This window comes from Methylobacterium sp. J-059 (genome assembly GCF_022829485.1).
Classification (GTDB): Bacteria; Pseudomonadota; Alphaproteobacteria; order Rhizobiales; family Beijerinckiaceae; genus Methylobacterium.
Map to the genome: position 1 here is coordinate 1 of NZ_JAKSYA010000159.1, position 25,368 is coordinate 25,368.

Below are 25,368 nucleotides of genomic sequence, written 5' to 3' on the forward strand. Positions count from 1 at the left end.
CCGCGACGAGTGCTTCGAGCCGAAGGCGATCCGAGGTGGAGAGCGTGAAAGAGATGCCACTGCGCATCCCGCCAGACTCGCAGGATGGGGCGCAAACCGAAACCCCACACGGACTCAACCGTCAGGGCTCAACCACTAGGATCTGCGCCGGGCGGCGGGCCGCCCGGATCGATCGAGATCGACCGGAAGGGTGGGAGCGGAAGCGCTTCCGCCCTTCCGCGCGTTTCCGGCCGGCGGTCCATTCGCCGGGGCCGGCGGTTCCGTTCGTCACGAAAATCCTCTAGGGCGTTGCGGGCATGAACCGCACCGCGCTCTATGCCGGCTCCTTCGATCCGGTGACCAACGGCCATCTCGACGTCGTCCGCCAAGCCTGTCGGCTGGTGCCGCGCCTCGTGATCGCGATCGGCGTCCATCCCGGCAAGGCCCCGCTCTTCTCCGCCGAGGCGCGGGCCGAGCTGCTCGCGGAGACCTGCGCGCCGCTCGCCGCCGCCGAGGGGACGGAGCTGGAGATCGCGACCTTCGACGACCTCGCCGTGACGGCGGCGCGCCGCTGCGGCGCCAGCCTGTTCATCCGCGGCCTGCGCGACGGCACCGATCTCGACTACGAGATGCAGCTTGCCGGCATGAACGGCGCGATGGCGCCCGAAGTCCAGACCGTGTTCCTGCCGGCCTCGATCCAGGTCCGCCCGATCACCGCGACGCTCGTCCGGCAGATCGCCGCGATGGGCGGCGACGTCTCGCCCTTCGTGCCGGCCCAAGTTGCCGAACGCCTCGCGGCCCGCTTCGCGAGCCGCAGCTGAGCCCCCAACGCTTCTCAAGGAGACGATCCCCATGAACCGCCGCAACGCCGTTTTCGCGCTCGCGCTCTCCCTCACGCTCGGGGCCTCCGCCGCCCGCGCCGCCGACGCCAACACCGTCTACCTCGACACCAAGGACGGCCGCGTCACGATCGAGCTGCGCCCGGACATCGCGCCCAAGCACGTCAAGCAGCTCAAGACTCTGATCGCCCAGGGCTTCTACAACGGCCTGAAGTTCCACCGGGTGATGGACGGCTTCATGGCCCAGACCGGCGACCCGAAGGGCAACGGCACCGGCGGCTCGAGCCTGCCCGACATCCCGGCCGAGTTCTCCTCGGCGCAGTTCCGCCGCGGCACCGTCGGCATGGCGCGCTCGTCAGATCCGAACTCGGCCAACTCGCAGTTCTTCATCTGTCTCGGCGATGCCTCCTTCCTGAACGGCCAGTACACCGTGGTCGGCCTCGTTTCCGACGGCATGGATGCCGTCGACAAGATCAAGAAGGCGGCGCCCGGCGCCGCCGGCGGCGCGGTCCAGAACCCGGACAAGATCGTCAAGATGCAGCTGGCCGAGAAGGCCAAGTAAGCGGCGATGCGGGGCCTGCACCGCGCGTCGGCGACCCTCCTCGTCGCCCTCGTGCCCGCCGCCGCGGGCGCCCAGCCGTTCTACGGCTACGCGTTCGACGGCGAAGGCCCCGGCTATCCGCTGAGCCTGCCGCAGACGTTGCGGGCGACGATCGTCGTCCCGCTCGCGGTGAAGCCGGTTCCGCGCCCGAACACCCTGGCCGAGCTCTATCCCGCCCTCGCGGCGTGCTGGCGCCCGCCCGCCATCCTCGAGGATGCGTCGAACGTCGAGATCACCGCGCGGCTGTCGCTCCGGCGCGACGGAAGCTTGCTCGGGCCGCCGCGGATCACGTATGCGAGGGGCGTCGGTCCGAAGACGCGCCCGACCCTGGTGCATGCGACGATCGACGGATTGAACCGTTGCCTGCCGGCCCAGATCACGCCCGGCCTCGGCCGAGCGATCGCCGGGCGTCCCGTCGCCCTACGTTTCGTCTACCGGAAGGTCACCGCGAACCGACCCGGATGACGGCCACCGATCACCCCGCCGCGCCGCAGCCAGGCGCAGCGCCCCCGCCCTGAACAACCTGGAGACCGACATGGCCGACACCGAAAACCTCGTCCTCGAGACCACCAAGGGCCGCGTCGTCGTCGCGCTGCGCTCCGACCTCGCGCCGAACCACGTCGAGCGCATCAAGACGCTCGCCGGCCAGGGCTTCTACGACGGCGTGCCGTTCCACCGCGTCATCGACGGCTTCATGGCGCAGACCGGCGATCCCACCGGCACCGGCTCGGGCGGCTCCGACCTTCCCGACCTGAACGCCGAGTTCAACGCCGAGCCGCACACCCGCGGCACCTGCTCGATGGCGCGCACCAACTTCCCGCACTCGGCGAACTCGCAGTTCTTCATCTGCTTCGACGACGCCCGCTTCCTGGACAAGCAGTACACCGTCTGGGGCAAGGTCGTCGAAGGCATGGACGTGGTCGACACGATCAACAAGGGCGAGCCGCCGCGCTCGCCCGACAAGATCGTCAAGGCGAGCATCGCCGCCGCCTGAACCCGGACGCGCCCGTCGCCCCCGAGAACCGGGCGACGGGCGGTGCCCCACGCCCCAAGTTTTCTGCACGCGATACCCGTTTTAGCCGTCGATCCCTCGCCCGCGGCGGAGGCGATGCATGCCTCCATCGAGCAGACGATCGTCGAGCGCGAACTGCCGACGGCAGCCGTATCGGATCGAGGATCGAGGATCGAAAGATCGGGAGGCGCCGACGCCCTACCCGCACCCCCTCCGCGAATGCCGGATCATGCAATTCGGCTGAGCCATTCGCGACGATGCTATGCCAGGATCGAGCCGTCCGCTTGCAGCGCCATGGCCCCGCCGGCGGTTGCTCGATCGGCGATCGCTCGATCCCGCTCGTCATCGGGCTCGACACGGTGGCCGGACTCGTCACGAACCCGTCTGCGCCCCGAAGGCGCTCGCATCGCTCGCCGTAGCGATGCTTGGGCGGGACCGCTCGCTCGGCGTCGTCCGGGTCGCTGGCGCGCACCCGGAACGCCCGGCGAATTTAACCCATGTTGGTGTCGATCTTGCGCCGGCAACTTAGCGTGACGGTTGCGCTCGCCCGTCATTCGAACACGTCACGGTTGGCGCGTCGATCTCTTCCGCCGCGGAGCCATCGTGCCGAGGCCGGCGCTCGCGGGTGCGGACGCGGATCGACACGATGTCGTCCATGGCCATGCGCGAGCAAGAACACACCGGATGGCCGAGAAGCGGGATACGGGCGTGAGCGAGGCGATCCAGGACGAAACCTTGCAGGCGCCGGTCGCGATCGCCCGCAGCCGCAGGGCGTCCCCCGCAGGTCCGCGCTATCACGCGGTCATCACCGCCCGCGACGGCGCGAAGAGCCTTCACCCGTTGCCGGCATTCGGCGACGACGAAGCCATCGCGCAGGCGCTCGCGCTCGCCGAAGGCCGGGTGATCGAGGTCTGGGACGGCCCGCGCCTGATCGAGCGCTTCAACGCAGTCACTTGGTAGCGCCCGAACCGTAAATGGCAGGCGTCGCGACCGTCGGCATGATCTACAGAAGGGGTGGAGCGGGTACCGGGAATCGAACCCGGGTATTCAGCTTGGAAGGCTGCTGCTCTACCATTGAGCTACACCCGCGATCCGCGCCGGATAGCATGGCGCGGTGAGCTTGAGAAGGCCGGAGACGCTGCGATCCGGCCCCTCCCGGCGTGGTTCTCAGTGCGCCGCGACCTGCCGCGTCGGCACGATGTCGTTGGCCATCACCTCGCCGAACGGGCCGTCGTTGCGGGCGTTCGAGGGGCCGATGCCGGTGGTGGCGCGCAGCGGCAGCTTCGGGAAGACGAGCTCGGCGAAGCGGTAGGCCTCCTCGAGATGCGGGTAGCCGGAGAGGATGAAGCGGTCGATCCCGAGATCGATGTACTCCTTCATGCGGTCGGCGATCTGATCGGCCGAGCCGACCAGCGCCGTGCCGGCACCGCCGCGCACCAGCCCGACGCCGGCCCAGAGGTTCGGCGAGACCTGAAGCTTGTCCCGGCTTCCGCCGTGCAGCGCCATCATCCGGCTCTGCCCGACCGAATCCTGGCGCTTCAGCGTGGCCTGCGCCTTGGCGATGGTGGCGTCGTCGAGCTTCGAGATCAGGCGGTCGGCCGCCGCCCACGCCTCGCCCTCGGTCTCGCGGACGATGACGTGCAGGCGGATGCCGTAGGAGAAGGTCTTGCTGCGCGCCTCAGCGGCCGCCTTCGCGGTCGCGATCTTCTCGGCGACGCCGGCCGGCGGCTCGCCCCAGGTGAGGTAGACGTCGCAATGCTCGGCCGCTACGTCGATGCCGGCCGGCGACGAGCCGCCGAAGTAGAGCGGCGGATAGGGCTTCTGCACCGGCGGGAAGATCAGCCGGCCGGCCTCCGCCGAGAGGTGCTTGCCCGTGAACGAGACGGTCTCGCCGGCCATCAGGCCGCGCCAGATGTGGAGGAATTCGTCGGTCACCGCGTAGCGCGCGTCGTGGTCGAGGAACACGCCGTCGCCGCGCAGCTCCACCGGATCGCCGCCGGTGACGACGTTGATCAGCAGGCGCCCATCGGAGATCCGGTCCAGCGTCGAGGCCATGCGGGCGGCCGCCGAGGGCTCCATCAGGCCGGGACGCACGGCGACGAGGAAGCGCAGGCGCTGCGTCAGCGGCGCGAGCGCCGAGGCGATCACCCAGGAATCCTCGCAGGAGCGGCCGGTGGGCAGCAGCACGCCGTAATAGCCGAGGGCGTCGGCGCCCTGCGCGATCTGGCGGAGATAGCTCAGCGACACGTCGCGCGCGCCCTCCGACGCACCGAGATAGCGGCCGTCGCCGTGCGTCGGCAGGAACCAGAGGACGTCGGTCTTTCCGTCGGTCGAGGCGGTCATCGAAAGGTCTCCGTGTCGGCTCAGGCCGCCGAGGGCGTGCCGAGCAGGTGCTCGAGGATGCGGCCTTCGAGCCGCGCCAGGTCGGGATCGCCGCGGCGGCGCGGCCGGGGCACGTCGACCCGCAGATCGAGGGCGATGCGGCCCTCGTCGACGACGAGGATGCGGTCGGCCATCGCCACGGCTTCCGCAACGTCGTGGGTCACGAGGAGCGCGGTGAAGCCCTGCGCCCGCCAGATCCGCTCGATCAGGTCCTGCATGCCGATGCGGGTGAGCGCGTCGAGCGCGCCGAGCGGCTCGTCGAGCGCCAGCAGGCCGGGTCCGCTGACCAGCGCCCGGGCGAGCGCCACGCGCTGGCGCTGGCCGCCGGACAGGGTGGCGGGCCAGACGCCGGCCTTGTCGGCCAGGCCGACCTCCTCGAGGGCCGCGAGCGCACGCGCCCGACGCTCGGCCTTGGTGCCGGTGCCGGACAGTCCGACGGCGACGTTGTCGACCACGCGGGCCCAGGGCAGCAGCCGCGGCTCCTGGAACATGATGCGCCGCGGCCGCTGAGACCGGCGCGGACCGGCCTCGGCTTCGTCGAGGCCGATGCGCCCGGAGGTCGGGGTCTCGAGGCCGAGGATCAGGCGCAGCAGGGTGCTCTTGCCGCAACCGGAGCGGCCGACCACCGCCGTGAAGCCGCCGGCGTGCAGGAACAGGTCGAGCCCCGCGATCACGGCGTTGCCGTCGAAGCTCTTGTGGAGGTCGCGGACGGTGACCGCGATGCCGCGTTGCTCCCCCGCCCGGTCGGGGGAGGATCGGGATGAAGGTTGCGCGCTGCCCGAGGGCGTCGCGACCCTCTCCCCCTGGGACAGCGCACGCGCGCCGGTGTCCGGTTCCCGCGCCGGCGGCTTGTCGCGGAGTTGGGCGTCGAGCAGCATCAGGCGCTCCTGTAGGCGGGGTTCCAGGCGAGGCAGCTGCGCTCCAGCTGCCGCGTCAGCGCGTCGGCGAGCTTGCCGAGCGCGGCGTAGATCAGGATCGCCAGCACCACGACGTCGACCAGCATGAACTCGCGTGCCTGCATCGCCATGTAGCCGAGGCCCGAGGAGGCCGAGATGGTCTCGGCGACGATGAGCGTCAGCCACATGATCCCGAGGGCGTAACGCAGGCCGACGAAGATCGACGGCAGCGCGCCTGGCAACACCACGCGGCGAAACAGCTCGGCGTTCGACATGCCGTAGACGCGGCCCATCTCGACCAGGGCCGGATCGACCGAGCGGATGCCGTGCAGGGTGTTGGCGTAGATCGGGAAGAACACGCCGAGCGCCACCAGGAACAGCTTGGCCTCCTCGCCGATGCCGAACCACAGGATCACCAGCGGGATCAGCGACAGGTGGGGCACGTTGCGCACCATCTGAACCGAGGTGTCGGTCAGGCGCTCGGACAGGCGCGAGAGCCCGTTGGCGAGGCCGAGGCCGAAGCCGATGCCGCCGCCGACCACGAAGCCGGCGAGCGCGCGCAGCGTGCTGACGCCGAGATTGGTCCAAAGCTCGCCGGTGCGGCCGGCCTCGATCCCGGCGCGGATCACGTCGAGCGGCGCCGGCATGAAGCGGTTCGAGACCAGGCCGGCCGAGACCGCCGCCTGCCAGCCGACGAGGATCGCCACCGGCAGCAGCCAGGGCACGGCGGCGTCGCGGATGCGGGAGGGGGTGGGGCTCATCGGAGCTCGGCCTTGCGTTGCGGGTGGGCCCAGACCGCGTCCGCGACCCGGATCGGTTTCGGCAGCAGGCCGAGGGCGTGGAAGGCGTCGGCCACCGCCTGCTGGTCGGCGATCGTCTGCGCGTCGAGGGCCGCGACCCCGTAGGACAGGCGATCGAGCGCCACCGTGAGCACCGGCGCCGGGATGCCGACCGAGGGTGCAAGCTCGGAGGCGACCGTGCCGCCGTTGCCGGCGGCCCAGGTGTCGACCTCGGCGATCGCCTTCAGGATCGCGGACACGATGTCCGGGCTCGCCTCGGTGAAGGCGCGGCGCGACAGGTAGAACTGGCGGTTCGGTGCGATCCCGGTGCCGTCGGCGAGGATGCGCGCACCGGTCGAGCGCTCGGCGGCGGCGAGATAGGGGTCCCAGATCGCCCAGGCGTCGACCGAGCCGCGCACGAAGGCGGCGTTCGCGTCGGCCGGCGAGAGGAAGACGAGCCTGACCGCATCGTAGGCGATGCCGGCCTTCTCCAGGGCGCGCACCACGAGGAAGTGGACGTTGGAGCCCTTGTTCAACGCGATGGTCTTGCCGCGCAGGTCCGAGACGGCGCGAATCGGGCTGTCCTTCGGCACCAGGATCGCTTCGCCCCGCGGGGCCGGCGGCTCGGTGCCGACGTAGCGCAGGTCGGCGTTGGCGGCCTGGGCGAAGATCGGCGGCGCCTCGCCGGCCGAGCCGAGGTCGATCGCCCCGGCGTTCAGCGCCTCGAGCAGCGGCGGACCGGAGGGAAACTCCGACCACGCGACCTCGTAGCCGAGGGGCGCGAGCGCCGTCTCGAGGGTTCCGCGGCCCTTCAGCAGGACCAGCGACCCGTATTTCTGGTAGCCGATCCGGACAGCGGACGCAGCGCGGGCCGGACGTAGCGCGACCGCCGCCGCGAGGCCGAGGCCGGCCGAGAGCAGGGTGCGGCGTCGCATCTGCGCGCCGGCCTCCGTCAGAGCGTCGAGCGCCGCACGCGGCGCGCGCGAGAAGTGGTCGTCGGTCATCGCGGATCAGCCGTTGCGTGCGGGTGGAATCCAGACCGCGTCGGCGACGCGGATCGGCTTCGGGATCAGCTTCAGGGCGTGGAAGCGGTCGGCGATCACCTGCTGCTCGGCGGCGACGCGGTCGTTCATTGGGCCGATGAGGTAGTCGGTGCGGTCGACCGCGCGACGGGTGGCGGCGAGGGGCACGCCGGTGCCCTTCGAAAGCAGGTCGGCGACCTCGCCGCGGTTGTCGCCGCACCAGCGCGCGACGCCGCCGAGCACGTCGATCACCTCGGCCAGCACCGCGCCGCGGCCCTCCGCGAAGGCGCGGCTCGCCAGGAAGAAGTTGTTCTGCCGCGCGATCGCCTTAGCCGTCGCCAGCACGCGGACGCCGTCGCCGCCCTCCGCGATGGCGTAGTACGGGTCCCAGATCGTCCAGGCGTCGATGCTGCCGCGCGAGAACGCCGCCGCGGCGTCGGCGGGCGCCAGCGTCACCGGCTCGATGTCGGCGTAGGTGAGGCCCGCCTTCTCCAGCGCGGCGACCGTGAGGTTGTGCGCGCTCGACGCCTTGGCGAAGGCGACGCGCTTGCCCTTCAGCTCAGCCAGCGACCGGATCGTCGAGCCCTTGGGCAGCAGGATGCCCGAGCCCGAGCCGCCGGCCTCCTGCGCCGCGGCATAGACCAGGCTCGACTTGGCGGCCTGCGCGAAGATCGGCGGGGCGTCGCCGGTCTGGCCGAAATCGATGCCGTCGAGGGACAAGGCCTCGAGCAGCGGCGGCCCGAAGGAGAACTCGATCCAGCGCACGCTATGGCCGAGCTTGGCCAGGCGCTCCTCGATCACGCCCTGCTGCTTGGCGACCACGAGGATGCCGTTCTTCTGGTAGCCGATGCGCAGCACGCCCGGCTCGGCGGCCACCGCCGGACGGGTCAGGGGCAGCGCCGCGGCGAGGGCCGTGGCGACGAGGCGGCGGCGGTCGATCATCGCGGGTCTCAGCGCGCAGCGGCGAGCGCCACGGGGGCGGACGATTCCGCCGCGATCCCGGCGCGCAGCAGGGCCGCGAGCTGGGCGCCGGCCTGGGCGATCCGTTCGCGCACGCCCGCATCGGTCGGGAGGCCGTCGGTGAAGTCCGGATCGGAGCCGTAGACGGTGGTCGGCACCTGGAGGGCGCCGAAGAACCCGAACAGCGGCCGGAACGAATGCTCGACGACGAGCGCGTGGCGGGCGCCGCCGCCGGTGGCGACGATCGCGACCGGCTTATTGGCCAGGGCCGCCGGATCGATCAGGTCGAAGACGTGCTTGAACAGCCCGGTGAAGCTGCCCTTGTAGACCGGCGAGCCGACGACCAGCGCGTCGGCGCCCTCGATCGCCTCGATCACCCGGCGGGCGGGAAGCGACAGCGCATCCCGCGACCAGGCCGCGCCGAGCCCGGTGCCGGCATCGACGAGATCGAACAGCCGAAGGTCGAGGCCGCCGTCGACGGTGGCGGCCTCGGCTACGGCCTCGACCAGTGCGCGGGTCTTGGACGGGCGCTGAAGGTTGGCGCTGAAGCCCACGAGTTTCGGTCGCGTCATCGTCGGATCTCGTCTCGAAAGAAAGGTGGCGCAAGGCACGGTCCGGACGCGGGACGGCCGCCCCGCCACCCGTTCGGACCGTGCCGCGATGTCCTCCCAAAGGTGAGGCGTGCGGTGCACGCGGTCAATGAAACGTTCTTGCAAAAGAACGCTCCGGTTGAGGTGATCGTTGCCCGATGCGACCGGGAGGGGGTTTTTCGTTCTCCTTCCCCTTGTGCGCCACGAAACGACCGACCTATTCTACGAGCTCGGCCCACCATCGTTCTTTGTGAAGAACGCCGATACGATCGTTCGCGTGGTGCGTCGGCCGCTGCGCTCGGCTCGGGGAAGCTTCGTTCCCCGGAAGGGCGGGCGACGAAAATTTCTTGCTCATTCAGTCAAAAGATTGCGCGTTGCTTCCTTTGACGGCGGCATCGACTTTGGAAATACTTGGCAGACAGGCAAATCGGCACGACGGCGAGCGGCTGCTCGATGCGATCTTCGATCCGCGACCATGCGGGACGATCGCTCTTCGCCCTTGCGGGAGGCCTGACCGACGAGGAGGCGCAACCCCATGACAAACCGCAACGCGACCGAAGAGCCGATCCGCTTCGCCTACTGGGTGCCGAACGTCTCCGGGGGGCTCGTCATCAGCGCAATCCCGCAGCGCACGAGCTGGGACGGCGATTACAACCGCAAGCTCGCGCGGATCGCCGAGGATGCCGGCTTCGACTACGCGCTGACGCAGATCCGCTTCACCGCCGGCTACGGCGCCGAGTACCAGCATGAATCGGTGGCCTTCAGCCACGCGCTGCTCGCCGTGACGACCAAGCTCAAGGTCATCGCCGCGCTGCTGCCCGGGCCGTGGAACCCGACCATCGCGGCCAAGCAGATCGCGACGATCAGCGAACTGACCGACAACCGCATCGCGATCAACGTGGTCTCGGGCTGGTTCTCGGGCGAGTTCCGCGCCATCGGCGAGCCGTGGCTCGACCACGACGAGCGCTACCGGCGCTCCGAGGAGTTCATCACCGCGCTTCGCGGGATCTGGACCCAGGAGAACTACACGTTCCGCGGCGATTTCTATCGCTACACCGATTACAACCTCAAGCCGAAGCCGGCGGTGACGCCGGAGATCTTCCAGGGTGGCTCGTCGCGGGCGGCGCGCGACATGGCGGCGCGGGTGTCGGATTGGTACTTCACCAACGGCAACACCCCCGAGGGCATCCGGGCGCAGGTCGCCGACCTGCAGGCGAAGGCCGCCGCCAACGGCCATGCGGTCAAGGTCGGCGTGAACGCCTTCGTCATCGCGCGCGACACCGAGGCCGAGGCGCGCGCCGTGCTGCAGGAGATCCTTGACCATGCCAACCCGGATGCGGTGAAGGCTTTCGGCCAGGAGGCGAAGAACGCCGGCCGGGCTTCGCCCGAGGGCGAGGGCAACTGGGCGAAATCGACCTTCGAGGACCTCGTCCAGTACAACGACGGCTTCAAGACCAACCTGATCGGCACGCCGGACCAGATCGCCGAGCGCATCATCGCGCTCAAGGATGCCGGGACCGATCTCGCGCTGCTGGCCTTCCTGCATTTCCAGGAGGACGTGGCGTATTTCGGCGCGCACATCATCCCGCGGGTCCGCGCGCTCGAAGCGGCCCGCGCCGAGCGCGCCGAGGCGGCGTAGGCGCGCCGATGCCGAGCATCCCCTCGCCGCGCGATCGGGAAGAGGCGGATGCGTATCCGACGACCGCCCTCGAACTTCGGAGACATCGATGACCATCGCCGTCAGCACCCAGGCGCTGTCCGGAACAGCGTCCTCTCGCGGCGTCCCGGGCCCGGCCCGTCCATCCGAGGCCGCCCACGTCATCCGCGACGACGCCGAGGCGATCCGCGTCGCCCACGCGCTCGCCGCCTCGATCCGCGAGGGGGCGTCGGAGCGCGACCTCGCGCATGCCCGGCCGCTGGCGGAGCTCGACCGGTTCTCGCAGAGCGGCCTATGGTCGATCAACGTTCCGCGCGAGCACGGCGGCCCCGAGGTGTCGTATCGGACGCTGGCGCAGGTGATCGCCATCGTCGCCGCGGCCGACCCCTCGATCGCGCAGATCGCGCAGAACCACCTCGGCATCGTCGCCGCGATCCGCACCGTGTCGGACCCCGAGCAGCAGGCCCTCCTGTTCGCCGAGGTGCTGCGCGGCACCCGCTTCGGCAACGCATTCTCGGAGAAGGGCACGGGGCGCGCCGCCGACTTCGCCACCCACTTCACCGACCACGGCGACCACGTGATCGTGCAGGGCCAAAAGTTCTACGCCACCGGGGCGCTGCTCGCCCACCTCGTGCCGATCGTCGCCGTCGACGATGCGGGTCTCGCCTGGTACGCGATCGCCGACCGCAACGCGCCCGGTCTGACGGTGATCGACGACTGGTCGGCCTTCGGCCAGCGCGGCACGGCGAGCGGCACGGTGCTGATCGAGGCCGTGCGGGTGGAGAAGAGCCACCTCGTCCCGGCCTGGAAGGCCTATCAGGAGCTGCCGCGCCTCGACGGGGCGATCTTCCAGATCATCCAGGCGGCGATCGACGCCGGCATCGGCCGCGCGGCCCTCGACGACACCATCGCCTTCGTGCGCGAGAAGGCGCGGCCGTGCATCGATGCCGGTCAGGATCGGGCCTCCGACGACCCCTACACCATCCAGGCCGTCGGCGACCTCACCATCCGCCTGCACGCGGCCGAAGCAATCCTCGACCGCGCCGGCCTCGCGATCGACGCCGCGCTCGTCGACCACGATGCGGGGCTGGTGAATGCCGCCAAGATCGCGGTCGCCGAATCGAAGGTGCTGACCACCGAGATCGCGCTCGCGGCCTCGAACAAGCTGTTCGAGCTCGGCGGCACCCGCTCGACGCTCGCCGAGCACAACCTCGACCGGCACTGGCGCAACGCGCGGACGCACACGCTGCACGACCCCGTCCGCTGGAAGGTGGCGATCGTCGGCAACCACGCGCTTAACGGGGTGACGCCCCCCTCCCACGCCTGGAGCTGAGGCGCGTCAGGCCGCGCGGATCGCCTCGGCGGTCTCGGCCGGATATTCCTCGTGCGGGCTGAGGGCGCCCGGCACCGGTCGGCCCTCGACGCGGCCCGACGCGACGAGCGCGTCCATATCGGCGCCGGACCGGCGCGGGGCGCGGCTCGAACGCAGCACCCGGATCGGCGGCAGGCCGTCGCCGAACAGGGCGAGGAAGGCCTCGCGCGTCGGCACCGGATCGAGCCCGCCGGTGACGAAGGCCGCCGTGCCGAAGCGCGCGCCGCGCTGGCGGGTGATCGCGGTCTTCTCCGCGATCAGCGCGTCGGTGACGTGCGCCGCGTCGCCGTAGACGTGAGCGCGCATCATCCGGCCGATCACCTTGGGCCGGATGTTGAGGGCATAGAGGGCGTCGCCCAGCCCCGGCATCTCGACCGCGCGGCGGATCGCGGTGAACAGGCCCCGGCGCTCCGGTCCCATCACGGTCGGAAGCGGGCCGCGCCAGGTCGGCGCCACCAGGACGAGCCGGGCGAACGCCTTCGGATGCCGGCGGGCGGCGGCCACCAGGTAGCCCGCCGCGTGGCCGGCGGCGACGCCGAGTGTGTAGGGGCCGGGTGCAGCCGCGAGCAGCGCGTCGAGATAGGCGTGGAACGTCGCCGGATTCAGCGGCAGCCGCGCCCGCGGATGCGCACCGAAGCCGGGCCAGTCCGGGATCAGGCAGCGATGGTCCCAGGCGAGCTGGTCGGCGAGGCCGCGCATCTCGGCTCGCGACGCGATCGTCGAGAGCGCCGGCAGCAGCAGCACGTCGGGGCCGGCCCCGATCCGATCGCACGGCGTCGGCACCGAGCGGCCGGCCACCGTGAGGTCGAGGGTCGCGGTCTCGCGCATCGGATCGGGCCCGGCTCGGATCAGGTGCGCAGCAGCTCGTTGATCGCGGTCTTGGCGCGGGTGCCGGCGTCGACGCGCTTGACGATGACGGCGCAGTACAGGCCCGGTCCGGGCGAGCCGTCCGGCAGCGCCTTGCCCGGCATCGTGCCGGAGACGACCACCGAATAGGGCGGCACGCGGCCGTAGAAGACCTCGCCGGTGGTGCGGTCGACGATGCGGGTCGAGGCGCCGATGTAGACGCCCATCGACAGCACGCTGCCCTCGCCGACGATCACGCCCTCGGCCACCTCGGCGCGGGCGCCGATGAAGCAGTTGTCCTCGATGATCACCGGGTTGGCCTGCAGCGGCTCGAGCACGCCGGCGATGCCGGCGCCGCCCGAGATGTGGCAGTTGTCGCCGACCTGGGCGCAGGAGCCGATCGTCACCCAGGTGTCGACCATGGTGCCCTTGCCGACCCGCGCCCCGAGATTGATGAACGACGGCATCAGCACGGCGCCGGGCGCGATGAACGAGCCGCGGCGGACAAAGCAGCCGGGAACGGCGCGGAAGCCCGCGGCGCGGAACTCGGCCTCGCTCCAGCCTTCGAACTTCGAGGGCACCTTGTCCCACCACGGCGCCTCGCCGGGGCCGCCGGAGATCGGCGCCATGTCGTTGAGGCGGAAGGACAGCAGCACCGCCTTCTTCAGCCACTGGTTGACGACCCAATCCTGGTCGCCGCTCTTCTCGGCGACGCGCGCCTCGCCGGAATCGAGCAGGGCGAGGGCCGCCTCGACCGCCTCGCGAACGGCGCCGCGCGTGCTCGTGTCGATGCCGGCGCGGTCCTCCCAGGCGGCTTCGATGGTCTGGGCGAGGGCGGCGTGGGACATGGGTCTTCCGGACAGGGTTTTCGTGAGCGCCCGTGCTTACAAGCGGCCGACCGCCCTGTCACCTGACGGTCCCGGGGCCCGGGACGGCGTCCGGCCGCCGTCCCGCATACGGATCACCGTGCGCAGCACCCGCGACATCGCCTCGCCGGCGCATGGCTTCCGCAGCCGCTCGAACCCGAGCCGGCCGGCTCGGGCACTCGAACGCCTGCGTGCAACGGACGCGCCTGGATCGCGCCTCGTTCGGCAACATCTCACGGTTTCGCGGGTAGCTCCCGAAGACCGCGGCTCCGTGCCGACCGGTGCGTGGAGCGATGGGACGGCATGAGACACAAGGCATTGCGCGATCAGGTCGTCGTCGTCACCGGCGCGTCGAGCGGCATCGGGCTCGCGACCGCCCGCCGGGCCGCGGCCGGGGGCGCACGCGTGGTGCTGGCGGCCCGCAGCGCCGACGTTCTCGAGACCGTGCGGTCGGAGATCGAGGCGTCCGGCGGCCGGGCGATCGCCGTCGCCTGCGATGTCGGGAACCGGGCCGAGGTCCAGGCCGTGGCCGATCGCGCGGTGGCCGCGTTCGGCGGCTTCGACACCTGGGTGAACGTCGCCGGCCTCACCATCTACGGGCCGCTGCGCGAGGTGTCCGACGCGGACAATCTCCGCCTGATCCAGACCAACCTCTGGGGCACCGTGTTCGGGTCGCTCGTCGCCGTCGAGCACCTGCGCCGCCGCGGCGGTGCGCTGATCAATCTCGGCAGCGTCGCCTCCGACCTCGCCTTCCCGTTCCAGGGCATGTACGTAGCGAGCAAGCACGCCGTGAAGGGGTTCACCGACGCCCTGCGCATGGAGCTGCTGGCCGAGGAGGCGCCGGTCTCGGTGACGCTGGTCAAGCCGACCTCGATCGACACGCCGCTGCCGCAGCGGGCGCGCAACTACATGGACCGGGAGCCGATGCTGCCGCCGCCGATCTACCCGCCCGAGGAGGTCGCGAACGCCATCCTGCACGCCGCCGTGCATCCGCAGCGCGACATCATCGTCGGCGGGGGCGGCAAGCTGATGGTGGCCGGCAAGGAATTCGCGCCGGGTGCCTACGATCTGCTGGCGCCGGCGATCATCGCGATGCAGAGGCGCGGCGAGGCACCGCGCGACCCGGCCGGCGCATTGCATGCGCCGAAGCATGCGGGCGCGGTCCGCGGCACCCAGCCGGGCTACGTGATGCGCACCAGCGCCTACACCCGGGCGACCCTGCATCCGGTCGCCGCGACGGCGGGGCTGATCGGGCTCGGCCTCGCCGCGCTGGCGCTGACGGGCATCGGCAGCAAGGCGGGCAATCCGTTCCGCGGGCGCAGGCGCTCGCTCTAGGATGGCCGCCCTGCTGCTCGACACGCCCGGCCTGCCCGGCCCTCCCCCCGAGACCCAGCGCATCGTCCCGCGCAAGATGGTCGACCTGCCGGACGGGCGGTCGATCGCCTATGCCGAGACCGGTGCCGGGCCGGACCTCGTCGCCATCCACGGCACGCTGATGACGCTGGAGGACATGTGGCTCGGTCCGGTGCCGGCGCTCGCCCGGCACTTCCGGGTGGTCGCCGTCGACCGGCCGGGGCACGGACTTAGCACCCGCGCCCGCGGAACCGACGCCTCGCCCTGGCGCCAAGCCGAGCTGATCCAGACGGCCGTGCGATCGCTCGGGCTGCATCGCCCGGTGATCGTCGGGCATTCCTACGGGGGCGCCGTCGCGCTGGCCTACGGGCTGCTCTACCCCGACGACGTCGCCGGCATCGTGGCGCTCGCCCCGGTCTGCTTTCCGGAGCTTCGCCTCGAGCAGGTGCTGTTCGGCCCGCGCGCCGCCCCCGTGTCCGGCCCGGTGCTGTCGCGGGCTCTCGGGGCGTCCGCCGACCCGACGCTGCTGCCGATGCTGTGGAACGCGATGTTCCTGCCGCAGACGATGCCGAAGGCCTTCGCCGAGGCGTTCCCGTTCGGGTTCGCCGGGCGGTCCGGCCAGATCGTCGCCGAGGCGGAGGATGCGCTGTCGCTCTGGGTGGCGCTGAGCCGGAGCGCGACGGCCTACGCGACCTGCCGTGTGCCGGTGCGGATCCTGGCGGGCGATGCCGACATCGTGGTCAACCCGATGATCCACGGCGCTCTGGCCGCCCGCGTGATCCCCGGCGCCCGTTACGAGCGGCTGCCGGGCATCGGGCACATGCTGCACCACTTCCGCGCCGATGCGGTGACGGAGGCTGCGCGCGCCGTCCTGCCACGATCGTGACCGCCGGCCACAGTGGCCCGGTCGCTCAACCCGCGTCGAGCATGGCGCGGACCCGGTCGAAGCCCCGGTTCAATCCGGTCAGGTCCTCGGCCAACGCGTCGTGGATCGCGGCCGCGGCGTCGGGGAACTCCTCCAGCACCCTACGCATCAGCGTCGGGGTGATGCGCATGACCTCCGCCGCGTCGCGCGCGGTGGCCTCGCTCGGCCGCTCGCCGCGGACGAACAGGGCGAGCCGCCCGATCAGCGCAGAGCGCCCGGCCTGGATCGTCTCGCCGCCGGGCACGCGCGGCTCGAGGGCGATCGTGCCCGACAGGACGATGAAGCCGCCGTCGGCAGGATCGCCGCGGGCGAACAGCCGCTCGCCGGGATCCAGCGACCGGCGCTCGGCGGCGAAGGTGAGCAGGCGCAGGGCGTCGCGCCCGAAGGCTTCGAACACCGGCGCGGCGGCGAGGATCGCGATGTCGTCTTCGATGCCCAACCCGCGCCGGTCCTTCCCCATCCGATCGGCGATCCTTAGCGGAAGCGTCGGGAACGGGGAACGGGGAACGGGCTCAGCGCAGCAGCGCCGCCCCGAGCAGGTCGGCGTGACGCTCCACGCCGCCGCGCCCGACATGGCGGGCCTCGTGGTCGAGGAGCCAGCGCTTGCGTTCCAGGCCGCCGCCGTAACCGGTGAGCGTGCCGTTCGCGCCGACGACGCGGTGGCACGGTACCACCACGCAGATCGGGTTCGCACCGTTGGCGGCGCCGACCGGGCGCACCGCGCGCGGATGCCCGATTCGCGCCGCGAGCGCGCCGTAGCTCTCGGTCGTCCCGGGCGGCACGGCGCGCAACGCGGCCCAGACCGCCCGCTGCAGCACGGTCCCGCCGGTGGCCGTCTCTATCGCGTCGATGGCGGTGAGGTCGCCGTCGAAGTAGTCCGCGAGCGCGCGCAACGCCCCGCTCGGATGCGGGCTGTCGGCGATCGACCAGCCGCCGCGACCGTAGCCGCGTTCGAGCAGCGTTTCCATGCGGTCGCGATAATCGTCGAAGTCGGCGACCCGCAGCCGCCCGTCCGCGTCGGTGAGGAGGACGAGCGTTCCGATCGGGCTCGCAAGGGTCTCGCGCCGAAGGGCGACCGGGGCGGCCCTCATGCCGGCATCACGGCAGCAGCTTGTAGCCGCCGCCCTCGGTGACGAGAATCGCGGCGAGCCCCGGATTCGGCTCGATCTTCTGCCGGAGCCGGTAGATGTGGGTCTCGAGCGTGTGCGTCGTGACCTGCGCGTTGTAGCCCCAGACCTCGGCGAGCAGCGTGTCGCGGCCGACCACCTCGCGCCCGGCGCGATAGAGGAAGCGCAGGATTGCGGTCTCCTTCTCGGTCAGCTTCAGCTTGGAGCCGCGCTCGCCGACCAGGAGCTTCGCGCCCGGCTTGAAGGTGTAGGGGCCGATCTGGAAGACCGCGTCCTCGGACGCCTCGTGGCTGCGCAGGTGCGCGCGGATGCGGGCGAGCAGGATCGCGAACTTGAACGGCTTGGTGACGTAGTCGTTGGCGCCCGCCTCGAGGCCCTCGACGGTGTCGGCCTCGGAATCCTGCGCCGTCAGCATGATGACCGGCCCCTTGAAGCCGTTCTTCCGCATCAGGCGGACGGCCTCGCGCCCATCCATGTCGGGCAGCCCGACATCCATCACCGCGAGATCGATCCGGTCGGCGGCGACGCGGGCGATGGCCCGGCCCGCATCGACCTCGGCGACCACCGTGAACTCCTCGCAGAGGTCGAGCTGCTCGGTCAGGGTCTCGCGCAGGATCGCGTCGTCGTCGCAGATGAGAAGGCGGTAGGCGTTGGACATCGTCCGAGGAACTCTTCGACAGGGTACGACCGGAACGAGTCGTGCCCCGGAACTCCGGCGCGCGGGCGATCTCGCTCCCAAAAACCCGAGGGTTCTTCGACCCGGGTAGTCGCCTTAGAATAACGCGCTTTTCGCGGCGGGGAATTGCCTTGTGCACAATTATTCGACCATTACGGTGACATCCTGCCCGTATGGGCCTCGCAGGACGGGGCCGGCACGGGCGGGCGGAGCCGATCGGGGCCCCGAACGCCGAGCCTGGAATCACTCTCGCGCAGCATCATGATTCAACGACCTCGCCCTCCCCGAACCGGCTCCCGACCCGGCAAGACGACCACCCTGGCGACGCTTCGCGTGCACCCGCGCGTCGGCGACCGGCGCAAGGGCCTGCTTCAGGCCGGCGACGCGGTCATCCCCTGCGCCCTGGGAAGCGGCGGCATCGTGCAGGTGAAGCGCGAGGGCGACGGCGGATCGCCGCGCGGTCGCGTCCGCCTGCGCGGCGGCAGCTATCGGCCCGACCATCTTCCTCGCCCTGCCACCGCCCTCCCCTTACGCCGGACGGCGCCGGGCGACGGCTGGTGCGACGACGTCCGCGACCGCCGCTACAACCGGCCGATCGCCCTGCCCGCGCCGGGCGTGAGCGCGGAACGGATGTGGCGCGACGACGGTCTCTACGACGTGGTGATCGACCTCGACCACAACCGCGGCCCGATCCGCCCCGGCCGCGGCTCGGCGATCTTCCTGCACATCGCCCGGCCGGGCTACACGCCGACGGAGGGCTGCGTCGCGCTCAAGCGCGCCGACCTGCTCCGGCTCCTGCGCCGCCTCGGGCCGCGCACCCGCCTCGTGATCGGGTGATCGCGCGAGGATCGAGACCAGGACCGTCGGCCGCCATGAAGCCGTGACACCAGAATCTTTGCCTATCCATGGCTTCTCATCTGGCGTCTGGGCCGATACCCTCCTCGCGCAGATCGCCACCGCCGGAGGATGAGCCGTGCGGGACGAGACCAAGACGCCGGACGCGCCGGACTACGACCGCCTGCTGCGCGCGGATCTCGAACGCATCTTCAACGAACGCGACGGCGCGAAGCGCGAGCGCGCCCTCGATGAGCTCTTCGTCGCCGACCCGGTCATGTACGAGCCGACGACCGTCGTCGTGGGCCGTGCGGCGATCTCCGAGATCGCCGGCAAGCTTCTCGAGCAGTTCGGGCCGGACTTCCGCTTCGCGCCCGATGGCGTCGCGGTCGGGCATCACGGGCTCGGCGTCCTGCGCTGGAAAGGCGGCCCTCGGAACGGGCCGGTCGTCGTCACCGGCGCGGACGTCGCGAACGTCGTCGATGGGCGGATCACCCGCCTCTGGGTCATGCTGGACCCGCCGAAAACCTAGGGGCGCGTCGAGCACCACCGCGCCCACCAAGGCACGGGGCTTCGCCGGCGTGCGGGGGGCCATCGGCGACGGGCGGTCGACTTCGGACCGCAGGCGGACCGTCGACCGAACCGATCTCTTTCCGGCCGGGACAGACTTTTGAAGCGTCGGCATAACCGGCCCTTCACCGACGCCGGGTCATGATGCGCGATGACCAGCCCCGTCGCCCGAGCCGTCCAGATCCAGACTGGTGCCCTGTCTCAGTCGATCGGCACCGCCGTCGCGCGTCAGCAGATCGACGCGCAGAAGGCGGTCGCCGCGCTGGTCGCGGAGACGGCGGTTGCCGTTTCGCCCCCGGCGCCGGCCGGTCAGGGACGGGTCGTCGACCGGACGGTGTAGCCGTCACCTGCGCCATGGTCGTAAACGGCGCCCGCGATCGGGCTCGATGCCCGATCGCGATGGGTCGGACGCCGGCACGCGGTTTCAACCGGCGGCCGGCACCGCACCCGGCACCGCCTCCCGCCGCGGCGGGCTCAGCGTGAGGATCAGCGCCGAGGCGACTAGGCACAGCGCGCCTGCGGCGAAGAAGGCCGGCAGGTAGCTCTGCAGCTCGGTCCGTGAGAGGCCGGCGCCGAAGGCCGCCGTCGCCGCGCCGAGCTGATGCCCGGCGAAGACCCAGCCGAAGACCACGTTGGCGCGCTCGCGCCCGAAGCGTTGCGCCGCCAGCTTCACCGTCGGCGGCACGGTGGCGATCCAGTCGAGGCCGTAGAACACCGCGAACAGCGACAGCCCGGCGAAGGAGAAATCGGAAAACGGCAGGCACAGGAGCGAGAGCCCGCGCAGGCCGTAGTACCAGAACAGGAGCCAGCGGTTGTCGTAGCGGTCCGACAGCCAGCCCGAGGCGACCGTGCCGACGAAGTCGAACACGCCCATGCCGGCGAGCACGCTCGCCGCCTGGACCGGGCGCAGGCCGTAATCGGCGCAGAGCGGGATGAAGTGGGTCTGGATCAGTCCGTTGGTGCTCGCGCCGCAGATGAAGAAGGTGAGGAACAGCACCCAGAACACCCGCGTCCGCGCGGCCTCGCGAAGCGCCGCGATGGCGCCGACGGCGGGCCCGCGCGGCGGGGCGGCATTCGCCGCCGTCTCGCCGTAGGGCAGCAGGCCGACATCCTCCGGCCGGTCGCGCAGCAACAGGAACACGAAGAGGGCCGCCAGCCCGAGCAGGCTGCAGACCGTGAGCAGGGCGGCGCGCCAGCCGAGCGCCTCGGTCAGCGCGGCGAGGATCGGCAGCACGATCAGCTGGCCGGTGGCCGAGCTCGCGGTGAGCAGCCCGACGACGAGGCCGCGCCGATGCGAGAACCAGCGCGTCGCCACCGTCGCTCCGAGCACCAGCGCGGTCAGCCCGGTGCCCACGCCGACCACGACGCCCCAGAGCAGGATCAGCTGCCAGAGCTGCGTCATCGCGAGCGAGGCCAGCAACCCCGAGGCGATCAGCGCCAATGCCGCCAGCACGATCCGGCGCGGGCCGTAGCGGTTCATCAGGGCGGCGGCGAAGGGGCCCATCAAACCGAACAGCACGAGGCGGATCGCCAGTGCCGAGGAGATCGAGGCGGTGTCCCAGCCGAATTCGGTCTGCAGCGGCAGGATCAGCACGCCGGGCGCCCCGACCGCGCCGGCCGTGACCAGCATGGTGAGGAAGGTGACCGCGGCCGCGACCCAGCCATAATGCACTCCGCGGCGCGCCAGCGCCCGGGCGAGCGCGCCGGACAGCACAGGGGACGGACTGGCGACCATCATCACACCCTCGACCGATTCGGAGCGCCCGCGCCCGAAACAGGCATATGCATGTATTTCGGCGGGACGCCAAGCTCGGATTTCTGGCGAAGCGGCGGACCGAACGGAGCCGGCGGCGAGCGTCGCTAGTCGCGTCCGGCCATGGCGCCGGCGTTCATCAGCCCGTCCGGGTCGATGGCGGCCTTGACGGTCTCGATCAGGGCGAGCCGGGTCGGGTCGGCGTAGCGGCGGAGCAGGTCGCGCTTGAACCGGCCGATGCCGTACTCGGCGCTGAAGCTGCCGCCGAGATCGATCGCCACCGCGTAGAGGTCGTGCGCGATGCCCGCCTCGACCCGGCGGGTGAAGGCGAGGCGGTCCTCGCCCGCCGGCACCATCAGGTTGTAGTGGACGTTGCCGTCTCCGACATGGCCGTAGAAGGACAGGCGCACGCCCGGCATCCGCTCCGCCACCAGGGCACCGCCGCGGGCCAGGAACGCGCCGAGCTGCGAGACCGGCACCGCGATGTCGAGCTTGACCGAGCCGCCGGCCTGCTTCTCGCCCTCGGGGATGGTCTCGCGCACGGTCCACATCGCCCGGCGCTGCGCCTCGGAACTGGCCAGCACCGCATCGGTGATCCATGCCCGTTCCATCAGGGCTTCGAGGGCCGCCATCAGCACGTCGTCGAGCGGGATGTGACGCGACGAGGACGAGAGCTCGAGCAGCACCGCCCCGCCGGCTCCGGTGGCGAAGCCGGTCGCGGCGCCGCGCATCTCGGCGACTAGAGCGAGCGACGAGGCCGAGATCAGCTCGAAGGTCGAGACCAGGTCCGAGGTCTCGCGGCGCAGGAACGCGGCGATCTCCGGGATCGGCGCGCCGGCGGCGAGCTGCAGCCACGCGGTCGCGCGGAAGCTCTGCGCCGGCCACAGCTTCAGCACCACCCCGGTGACGATGCCGAGCGTGCCCTCGGCGCCGACGAAGAGCTGCTTCAGGTCGTAGCCGATGTTGTTCTTGCGCAGCCGCTTCATGTCGGAGAGCAGCGACCCGTCCGGCAGGACCGCCTCCAGCCCGAGGACCAGGTCGCGGGTCATGCCGTAGCGCAGCACCTGCAGGCCGCCGGCATTGGTGCCGAGGTTGCCGCCGAGGCGGCAGCTTCCCTCCGCGCCGAGGCTCAGCGGCAGGAGGAGGTCGTGCGCGGCCGCGGCCGCCTGAGCGTCGGCGAGGATCGCCCCGGCATCGCAGGCGAGCGAGAAATCGAGGGGATCGACCGATCGGATCCGCGTCATCCGCTCCAGGCTGACGACCAGCTGCCGTCGTCCGGTTTGCGGCGTCGCCCCGCCGACGTAGCCGGTGTTGCCGCCCTGCGGCACGAGCCCGAAGCCCTCGGCCTTCGCGAGGCGCACGAGCGCCTGCACCTCGGCGACCGACCGCGGCCGCAGCACGGCCGCCGTCTCGCCCTGCATCAGGTCGCGCTGGTCCCGGGTGTAGCGCCCGGTGTCGGAGCCGGTCAGCACCCCACCCTCGCCGAGGAGGCTGCGGAACGGAGCGACGGCATCGGAGAGGGTCATGACAGCTCGCGCGGGTTTCGGACCTCGGGCGCGGACCATGTCGCCCCAACGCCCGGTTGAAAAGCCGCGATCAAGCCTCAGCCGGTCGATCCGCCTCGGACGCATGAGAAAGCGGCAGGGCTCGCACCCCGCCGCTGGATCTCGGCCCTCTGCTCGGGCGCGCCGCCTTTCACCGACGACGACCCGCGCGTTACGACCGTCGCGATCACGTCGCGGGGAATGACCCGACGGACGACGTCGGCGACGACCTCCAAGCCCGCCAGCCGATCAGCAGCGATTGCCGCCGGCGGTCTGGCCGTACTGCTTCACCGGGAAGTTCTGCTGGTTGGCATTGCCCTCGGCGGCGGAACTCATCCGGCAGGTAGCCGGATTGCGGTCGAACCGCTGATCGAAGCCGTCGAACGAACCCGTCGTCTCGACGTCGTAGGGCGCGAAACCGGTGTAACGCGCCGGACGGTCGTAGGCCATTGCCGACGAGATCGTGGCGACGCCAAGAATAGCAGCGGCGGCGATGGCGGCGATACGGGTCTTCATGATGGCGTCTCGGCTCCTCTGCAGGACAAACCCTGATCCGGGTCCGTTTCTCTCTGCTTGAGACTGAGATGGTGAGCCGCTTACATTTTCGACGTGCCGCCGCGCACGCACCGGCCGGGATTAAAAATCTTGCCGCAACTACAGCAGATCGCCAGCGTCGGCGTCCTCGTTCGGCAAGATTGCAAGCTTGCGCTGGGGGCGGGCCGCGAGCGCCGCATCGGCTCCAGGCGACAGCGTGACGCCACCCCGCGGGATCGCATGGTCCAGGCGATCGCTCCAACGACGTCGAGCCGATCGGGCGCACAGGGTCACCGCTGCGCGAGCGGCAGACATCGATTCGAGCTGAAGTGTTCAGGACCGTTGCGGGACCGCAACCAAAATGGTGCCGCTTGAGGGATTCGAACCCCCGACCCCCTCATTACGAATGAGGTGCTCTACCAGCTGAGCTAAAGCGGCATCCGTCCGCGGTCGCAGGGTGCGATCGCCGAGGCCACGGTGCATAGCCGTCCGGTCTGCCGTTGGCAAGGCGGCACCGTTCGCGGGGCCGGCTGCGATGCAGGCGGGACACGGCGGCGCGGGGAAGCGTCGGGGCTGGGCTTCGCGTCCTTGACGGGGGCGGATGCGGCGGGAAGGGTCCCACCGCACCGGGCGCGCCGGTCGCGGGAACATCGCCATGTCGCTGATCGCACGCCTGCGGGCCTATGCCGCCGAGGCCCTCGGGGTCGCCGCGCACGAGACGCCGGGCGACGACACCCACCTGGCCGCCACCGCGCTCCTCGTCCACGTGGCCCGGGCCGACGGCATCCTCGCGCCGGCGGAATCGGACCGCCTCGCGCGTCTGGTGCGCGGGCGCTACGCCGAGAGCGCCGAGGCCGCCGACGCCCTGATCGCCCGGGCCGCCGCCTTCGATTCCGAGACCCGCGACGTGGCGAGCCTCGTCGAGATGCTGCCGCACGAGGCCGATGCCGGCGAGCGCGGGCGCATACTGGCGATGGCGTGGTCGGTCGCCGCCGCCGACGGCCACGTCGACGAGTTCGAGGAGGCGCTGGTCTGGCGGCTCGGCAAGCTCCTCGGCTTCGACGAGGCCGGGATCTCGCGGGCGCGCGGCGAGGGCATCCCCGGCATCGCCGCCGATCCGGCCTGAGCGGCGGCGATCGATGATCGCGAGCCTGACCCTGATCCTGCTGGCGCAGCTCCTCGGCGAGGTGCTTGCCCGCAGCGCCGGGCTGCCCCTCCCCGGCCCGGTCCTCGGCATGGCCCTGATGCTGGGCTTCCTGGTGCTGCGCGACCGGCGCGCGCTGCACTTGGCGCGGGTCTTGCCGAAGCCGCTGACCGACGGGACGTTGGAGAACACGGCCCGCGGGCTGCTCGCGAACCTGTCGCTGATGTTCGTTCCGGCCGGCGCCGGAATCGTCGGGCGCCTCGACGTGGTGCAGGCGCAGGGGCTTCGCCTCGCGATCGTGGTCGTGGTCTCGACCGCGGCGGCGCTCGTCGCCACGGTTCTGGTGTTCCTCTGGGTCGCGCGGCTGACGGCGCGGATCGGGGGCGACCGGTGAGCGGCGAGTTCGCGGTCTGGGTCTACCTCGCGCGCACGCCGCTGCTGTGGCTGACGGTGACGCTGGCCGCCTACCTCGTGGCGGACCGGATCTCGGCCGCGAGCGGGCGCCACCCGGTGGCGAACCCGGTGCTCATCGCCATCGCGATCACCGGCACGGTGCTGACCCTGACCGGCACGCCCTACGCCACCTACTTCGACGGCGCGCAGTTCGTCCACTTCCTGCTCGGGCCGGCGACGGTGGTGCTGGCGATGCCGCTCTACGAGCACCGCGCCACGGTGATGCGGGCGCTCCTGCCCATGCTCGCCGCCCTCGTCGCCGGCTGCACGGTGGCGCTCGGCAGCGCGATCGTGCTGGCGCGCCTCCTCGGCATCCCGGAGCCCGTCATCGTCTCGCTCAGCCCGAAATCGGTCACGTCGGGGGTGGCGATGGGCATCTCGGAAGCGCTCGGCGGCGACCCGACGCTGACGGCGGTGCTGGTGATGCTGACCGGCATCACCGGGGCGATCCTGGTGACGCCGCTGATGCAGGCCTTGGGCATCCGCGACATGCGCGCCCGTGGTTTCGCGGTCGGGCTCGCCGCCCACGGCGTCGGCACCGCGCGGGCGTTCCAGGTGAGCGAGGTCGCCGGCACCTTCGCCGGCATCGCCATGGGGTTGAACGCCTTCCTCACCGCGATCTTCGTGCCGCTGGCGCTGCGGATCCTGTCCTGA

The 25,368-nt window shown here is 71.4% G+C and carries 29 protein-coding genes and 2 tRNA genes; 15 read left to right on the plus strand and 16 right to left on the minus strand.

From position 1 onward, the window contains the following. Positions 1 to 296: 296 nt before the first annotated feature. From coaD to MKK55_RS24270, 5 genes are all read left to right on the plus strand, one after another. A complete protein-coding gene (gene coaD / locus MKK55_RS24250) occupies positions 297 to 800 on the plus strand; it encodes a pantetheine-phosphate adenylyltransferase (protein WP_147841845.1) in 504 nt (167 codons plus the stop codon). 31 nt (positions 801 to 831) lie between these two features. Further along, positions 832 to 1,380: a peptidylprolyl isomerase gene (locus MKK55_RS24255; protein WP_147841844.1), complete on the plus strand. Its 549-nt coding sequence runs from the start codon at positions 832 to 834 to the stop codon at positions 1,378 to 1,380. 6 nt (positions 1,381 to 1,386) lie between these two features. Further along, entirely contained in the window at positions 1,387 to 1,884 is a 498-nt protein-coding gene (locus tag MKK55_RS24260; RefSeq protein ID WP_243938043.1) for a hypothetical protein, read from the plus strand. A 70-nt stretch (positions 1,885 to 1,954) separates the two neighbouring features. Beyond that, positions 1,955 to 2,413 (plus strand): peptidylprolyl isomerase, encoded by a 459-nt coding sequence (locus MKK55_RS24265; RefSeq protein WP_147841843.1) that lies wholly within the window; start codon positions 1,955 to 1,957, stop codon positions 2,411 to 2,413. A 726-nt stretch (positions 2,414 to 3,139) separates the two neighbouring features. Further along, positions 3,140 to 3,391, plus strand: a complete 252-nt coding sequence (locus MKK55_RS24270) for a hypothetical protein (protein WP_147841842.1) — start codon at positions 3,140 to 3,142, stop codon at positions 3,389 to 3,391. Between the two features lie 55 nt (positions 3,392 to 3,446). On the opposite strand, the gene MKK55_RS24275 is transcribed toward MKK55_RS24270, so the two are convergent. From MKK55_RS24275 to MKK55_RS24305, 7 genes are all read right to left on the minus strand, one after another. Further along, positions 3,447 to 3,520: transfer RNA gene (locus tag MKK55_RS24275), tRNA-Gly, on the minus strand. A gap of 78 nt (positions 3,521 to 3,598) precedes the next feature. After that, on the minus strand, positions 3,599 to 4,774 hold the full coding sequence (gene ssuD / locus MKK55_RS24280) for an FMNH2-dependent alkanesulfonate monooxygenase (protein WP_243938045.1): 1,176 nt from the start codon (positions 4,772 to 4,774) through the stop codon (positions 3,599 to 3,601). 20 nt (positions 4,775 to 4,794) lie between these two features. After that, the gene (locus tag MKK55_RS24285; protein WP_243938046.1) at positions 4,795 to 5,691 is read right to left on the minus strand and encodes an ATP-binding cassette domain-containing protein; all 897 of its coding nucleotides are present in this window, start codon (positions 5,689 to 5,691) and stop codon (positions 4,795 to 4,797) included. After that, positions 5,691 to 6,470 carry an aliphatic sulfonate ABC transporter permease SsuC gene (ssuC, locus tag MKK55_RS24290; protein WP_243938048.1) on the minus strand — a complete coding sequence of 260 codons (780 nt, stop codon included), beginning with the start codon at positions 6,468 to 6,470 and terminating at the stop codon, positions 5,691 to 5,693. Before ssuC ends, MKK55_RS24285 begins: the two co-directional genes overlap by 1 nt. Further along, entirely contained in the window at positions 6,467 to 7,492 is a 1,026-nt protein-coding gene (locus MKK55_RS24295; RefSeq protein WP_243938050.1) for a sulfonate ABC transporter substrate-binding protein, read from the minus strand. The genes ssuC and MKK55_RS24295 overlap by 4 nt, the downstream gene beginning before the upstream one ends. A 6-nt stretch (positions 7,493 to 7,498) precedes the next feature. Beyond that, complete coding sequence (locus MKK55_RS24300; protein ID WP_243938051.1) at positions 7,499 to 8,452, minus strand: aliphatic sulfonate ABC transporter substrate-binding protein; 954 nt, start codon at positions 8,450 to 8,452, stop codon at positions 7,499 to 7,501. Positions 8,453 to 8,460: 8 nt separating this feature from the next. Next, a complete protein-coding gene (locus MKK55_RS24305; RefSeq protein WP_243935187.1) occupies positions 8,461 to 9,042 on the minus strand; it encodes an NAD(P)H-dependent oxidoreductase in 582 nt (193 codons plus the stop codon). A 553-nt stretch (positions 9,043 to 9,595) separates the two neighbouring features. Between MKK55_RS24305 and sfnG the strand changes: the two genes are divergently transcribed. Together sfnG and MKK55_RS24315 are read left to right on the plus strand one after the other, a co-directional pair. Continuing rightward, positions 9,596 to 10,699 carry a dimethylsulfone monooxygenase SfnG gene (gene sfnG / locus MKK55_RS24310; protein ID WP_243938053.1) on the plus strand — a complete coding sequence of 368 codons (1,104 nt, stop codon included), beginning with the start codon at positions 9,596 to 9,598 and terminating at the stop codon, positions 10,697 to 10,699. Positions 10,700 to 10,787: 88 nt separating this feature from the next. Beyond that, on the plus strand, positions 10,788 to 12,050 hold the full coding sequence (locus tag MKK55_RS24315) for an SfnB family sulfur acquisition oxidoreductase (RefSeq protein ID WP_243938055.1): 1,263 nt from the start codon (positions 10,788 to 10,790) through the stop codon (positions 12,048 to 12,050). Between the two features lie 6 nt (positions 12,051 to 12,056). Here the strand turns inward: MKK55_RS24315 and MKK55_RS24320 are convergent, their stop codons facing one another. Both MKK55_RS24320 and dapD read right to left on the minus strand, forming a co-directional pair. Beyond that, complete coding sequence (locus MKK55_RS24320) at positions 12,057 to 12,917, minus strand: alpha/beta fold hydrolase (protein ID WP_243938057.1); 861 nt, start codon at positions 12,915 to 12,917, stop codon at positions 12,057 to 12,059. A 20-nt stretch (positions 12,918 to 12,937) separates the two neighbouring features. Then, positions 12,938 to 13,783 carry a 2,3,4,5-tetrahydropyridine-2,6-dicarboxylate N-succinyltransferase gene (dapD, locus tag MKK55_RS24325; protein WP_147729790.1) on the minus strand — a complete coding sequence of 282 codons (846 nt, stop codon included), beginning with the start codon at positions 13,781 to 13,783 and terminating at the stop codon, positions 12,938 to 12,940. Between the two features lie 321 nt (positions 13,784 to 14,104). Between dapD and MKK55_RS24330 the strand changes: the two genes are divergently transcribed. Next, positions 14,105 to 15,136, plus strand: a complete 1,032-nt coding sequence (locus MKK55_RS24330; RefSeq protein WP_243938059.1) for an SDR family oxidoreductase — start codon at positions 14,105 to 14,107, stop codon at positions 15,134 to 15,136. A gap of 1 nt (position 15,137) precedes the next feature. Beyond that, positions 15,138 to 16,040, plus strand: a complete 903-nt coding sequence (locus MKK55_RS24335) for an alpha/beta fold hydrolase (protein WP_243938062.1) — start codon at positions 15,138 to 15,140, stop codon at positions 16,038 to 16,040. A 25-nt stretch (positions 16,041 to 16,065) separates the two neighbouring features. Here the strand turns inward: MKK55_RS24335 and MKK55_RS24340 are convergent, their stop codons facing one another. The 3 genes from MKK55_RS24340 to MKK55_RS24350 form a co-directional block, all read right to left on the minus strand. Beyond that, positions 16,066 to 16,518 carry a cyclic nucleotide-binding domain-containing protein gene (locus MKK55_RS24340; protein ID WP_243938064.1) on the minus strand — a complete coding sequence of 151 codons (453 nt, stop codon included), beginning with the start codon at positions 16,516 to 16,518 and terminating at the stop codon, positions 16,066 to 16,068. Between the two features lie 73 nt (positions 16,519 to 16,591). Continuing rightward, on the minus strand, positions 16,592 to 17,170 hold the full coding sequence (locus tag MKK55_RS24345) for a methylated-DNA--[protein]-cysteine S-methyltransferase (protein WP_243938065.1): 579 nt from the start codon (positions 17,168 to 17,170) through the stop codon (positions 16,592 to 16,594). Positions 17,171 to 17,177: 7 nt separating this feature from the next. Next, on the minus strand, positions 17,178 to 17,864 hold the full coding sequence (locus tag MKK55_RS24350) for a response regulator transcription factor (RefSeq protein ID WP_147725679.1): 687 nt from the start codon (positions 17,862 to 17,864) through the stop codon (positions 17,178 to 17,180). Positions 17,865 to 18,143: 279 nt separating this feature from the next. Here MKK55_RS24350 and MKK55_RS24355 point away from each other — a divergent pair, with 279 nt between their 5' ends. From MKK55_RS24355 to MKK55_RS24365, 3 genes are all read left to right on the plus strand, one after another. Continuing rightward, complete coding sequence (locus tag MKK55_RS24355) at positions 18,144 to 18,719, plus strand: L,D-transpeptidase (protein WP_243935198.1); 576 nt, start codon at positions 18,144 to 18,146, stop codon at positions 18,717 to 18,719. A gap of 136 nt (positions 18,720 to 18,855) precedes the next feature. Further along, positions 18,856 to 19,248 (plus strand): nuclear transport factor 2 family protein, encoded by a 393-nt coding sequence (locus MKK55_RS24360; protein ID WP_243938067.1) that lies wholly within the window; start codon positions 18,856 to 18,858, stop codon positions 19,246 to 19,248. 189 nt (positions 19,249 to 19,437) lie between these two features. Continuing rightward, on the plus strand, positions 19,438 to 19,626 hold the full coding sequence (locus MKK55_RS24365) for a hypothetical protein (protein WP_243938069.1): 189 nt from the start codon (positions 19,438 to 19,440) through the stop codon (positions 19,624 to 19,626). A gap of 84 nt (positions 19,627 to 19,710) precedes the next feature. Here the strand turns inward: MKK55_RS24365 and MKK55_RS24370 are convergent, their stop codons facing one another. The 4 genes from MKK55_RS24370 to MKK55_RS24385 form a co-directional block, all read right to left on the minus strand. Beyond that, entirely contained in the window at positions 19,711 to 21,000 is a 1,290-nt protein-coding gene (locus MKK55_RS24370; protein WP_243938107.1) for an MFS transporter, read from the minus strand. Between the two features lie 146 nt (positions 21,001 to 21,146). Beyond that, positions 21,147 to 22,565 (minus strand): FAD-binding oxidoreductase, encoded by a 1,419-nt coding sequence (locus tag MKK55_RS24375; protein ID WP_243938071.1) that lies wholly within the window; start codon positions 22,563 to 22,565, stop codon positions 21,147 to 21,149. 267 nt (positions 22,566 to 22,832) lie between these two features. After that, positions 22,833 to 23,099: a hypothetical protein gene (locus MKK55_RS24380; protein WP_243938073.1), complete on the minus strand. Its 267-nt coding sequence runs from the start codon at positions 23,097 to 23,099 to the stop codon at positions 22,833 to 22,835. 380 nt (positions 23,100 to 23,479) lie between these two features. Then, positions 23,480 to 23,555 (minus strand) — tRNA-Thr (locus MKK55_RS24385). 217 nt (positions 23,556 to 23,772) lie between these two features. Between MKK55_RS24385 and MKK55_RS24390 the strand changes: the two genes are divergently transcribed. Genes MKK55_RS24390 through MKK55_RS24400 form a run of 3 tightly spaced genes read left to right on the plus strand, consistent with a single transcriptional unit; the run spans position 23,773 to position 25,368 of the window. Further along, positions 23,773 to 24,243, plus strand: a complete 471-nt coding sequence (locus MKK55_RS24390; protein ID WP_243938074.1) for a TerB family tellurite resistance protein — start codon at positions 23,773 to 23,775, stop codon at positions 24,241 to 24,243. Positions 24,244 to 24,256: 13 nt separating this feature from the next. After that, positions 24,257 to 24,655 (plus strand): CidA/LrgA family protein, encoded by a 399-nt coding sequence (locus tag MKK55_RS24395; RefSeq protein ID WP_147841528.1) that lies wholly within the window; start codon positions 24,257 to 24,259, stop codon positions 24,653 to 24,655. Continuing rightward, a complete protein-coding gene (locus MKK55_RS24400; protein WP_147725671.1) occupies positions 24,652 to 25,368 on the plus strand; it encodes an LrgB family protein in 717 nt (238 codons plus the stop codon). The genes MKK55_RS24395 and MKK55_RS24400 overlap by 4 nt, the downstream gene beginning before the upstream one ends.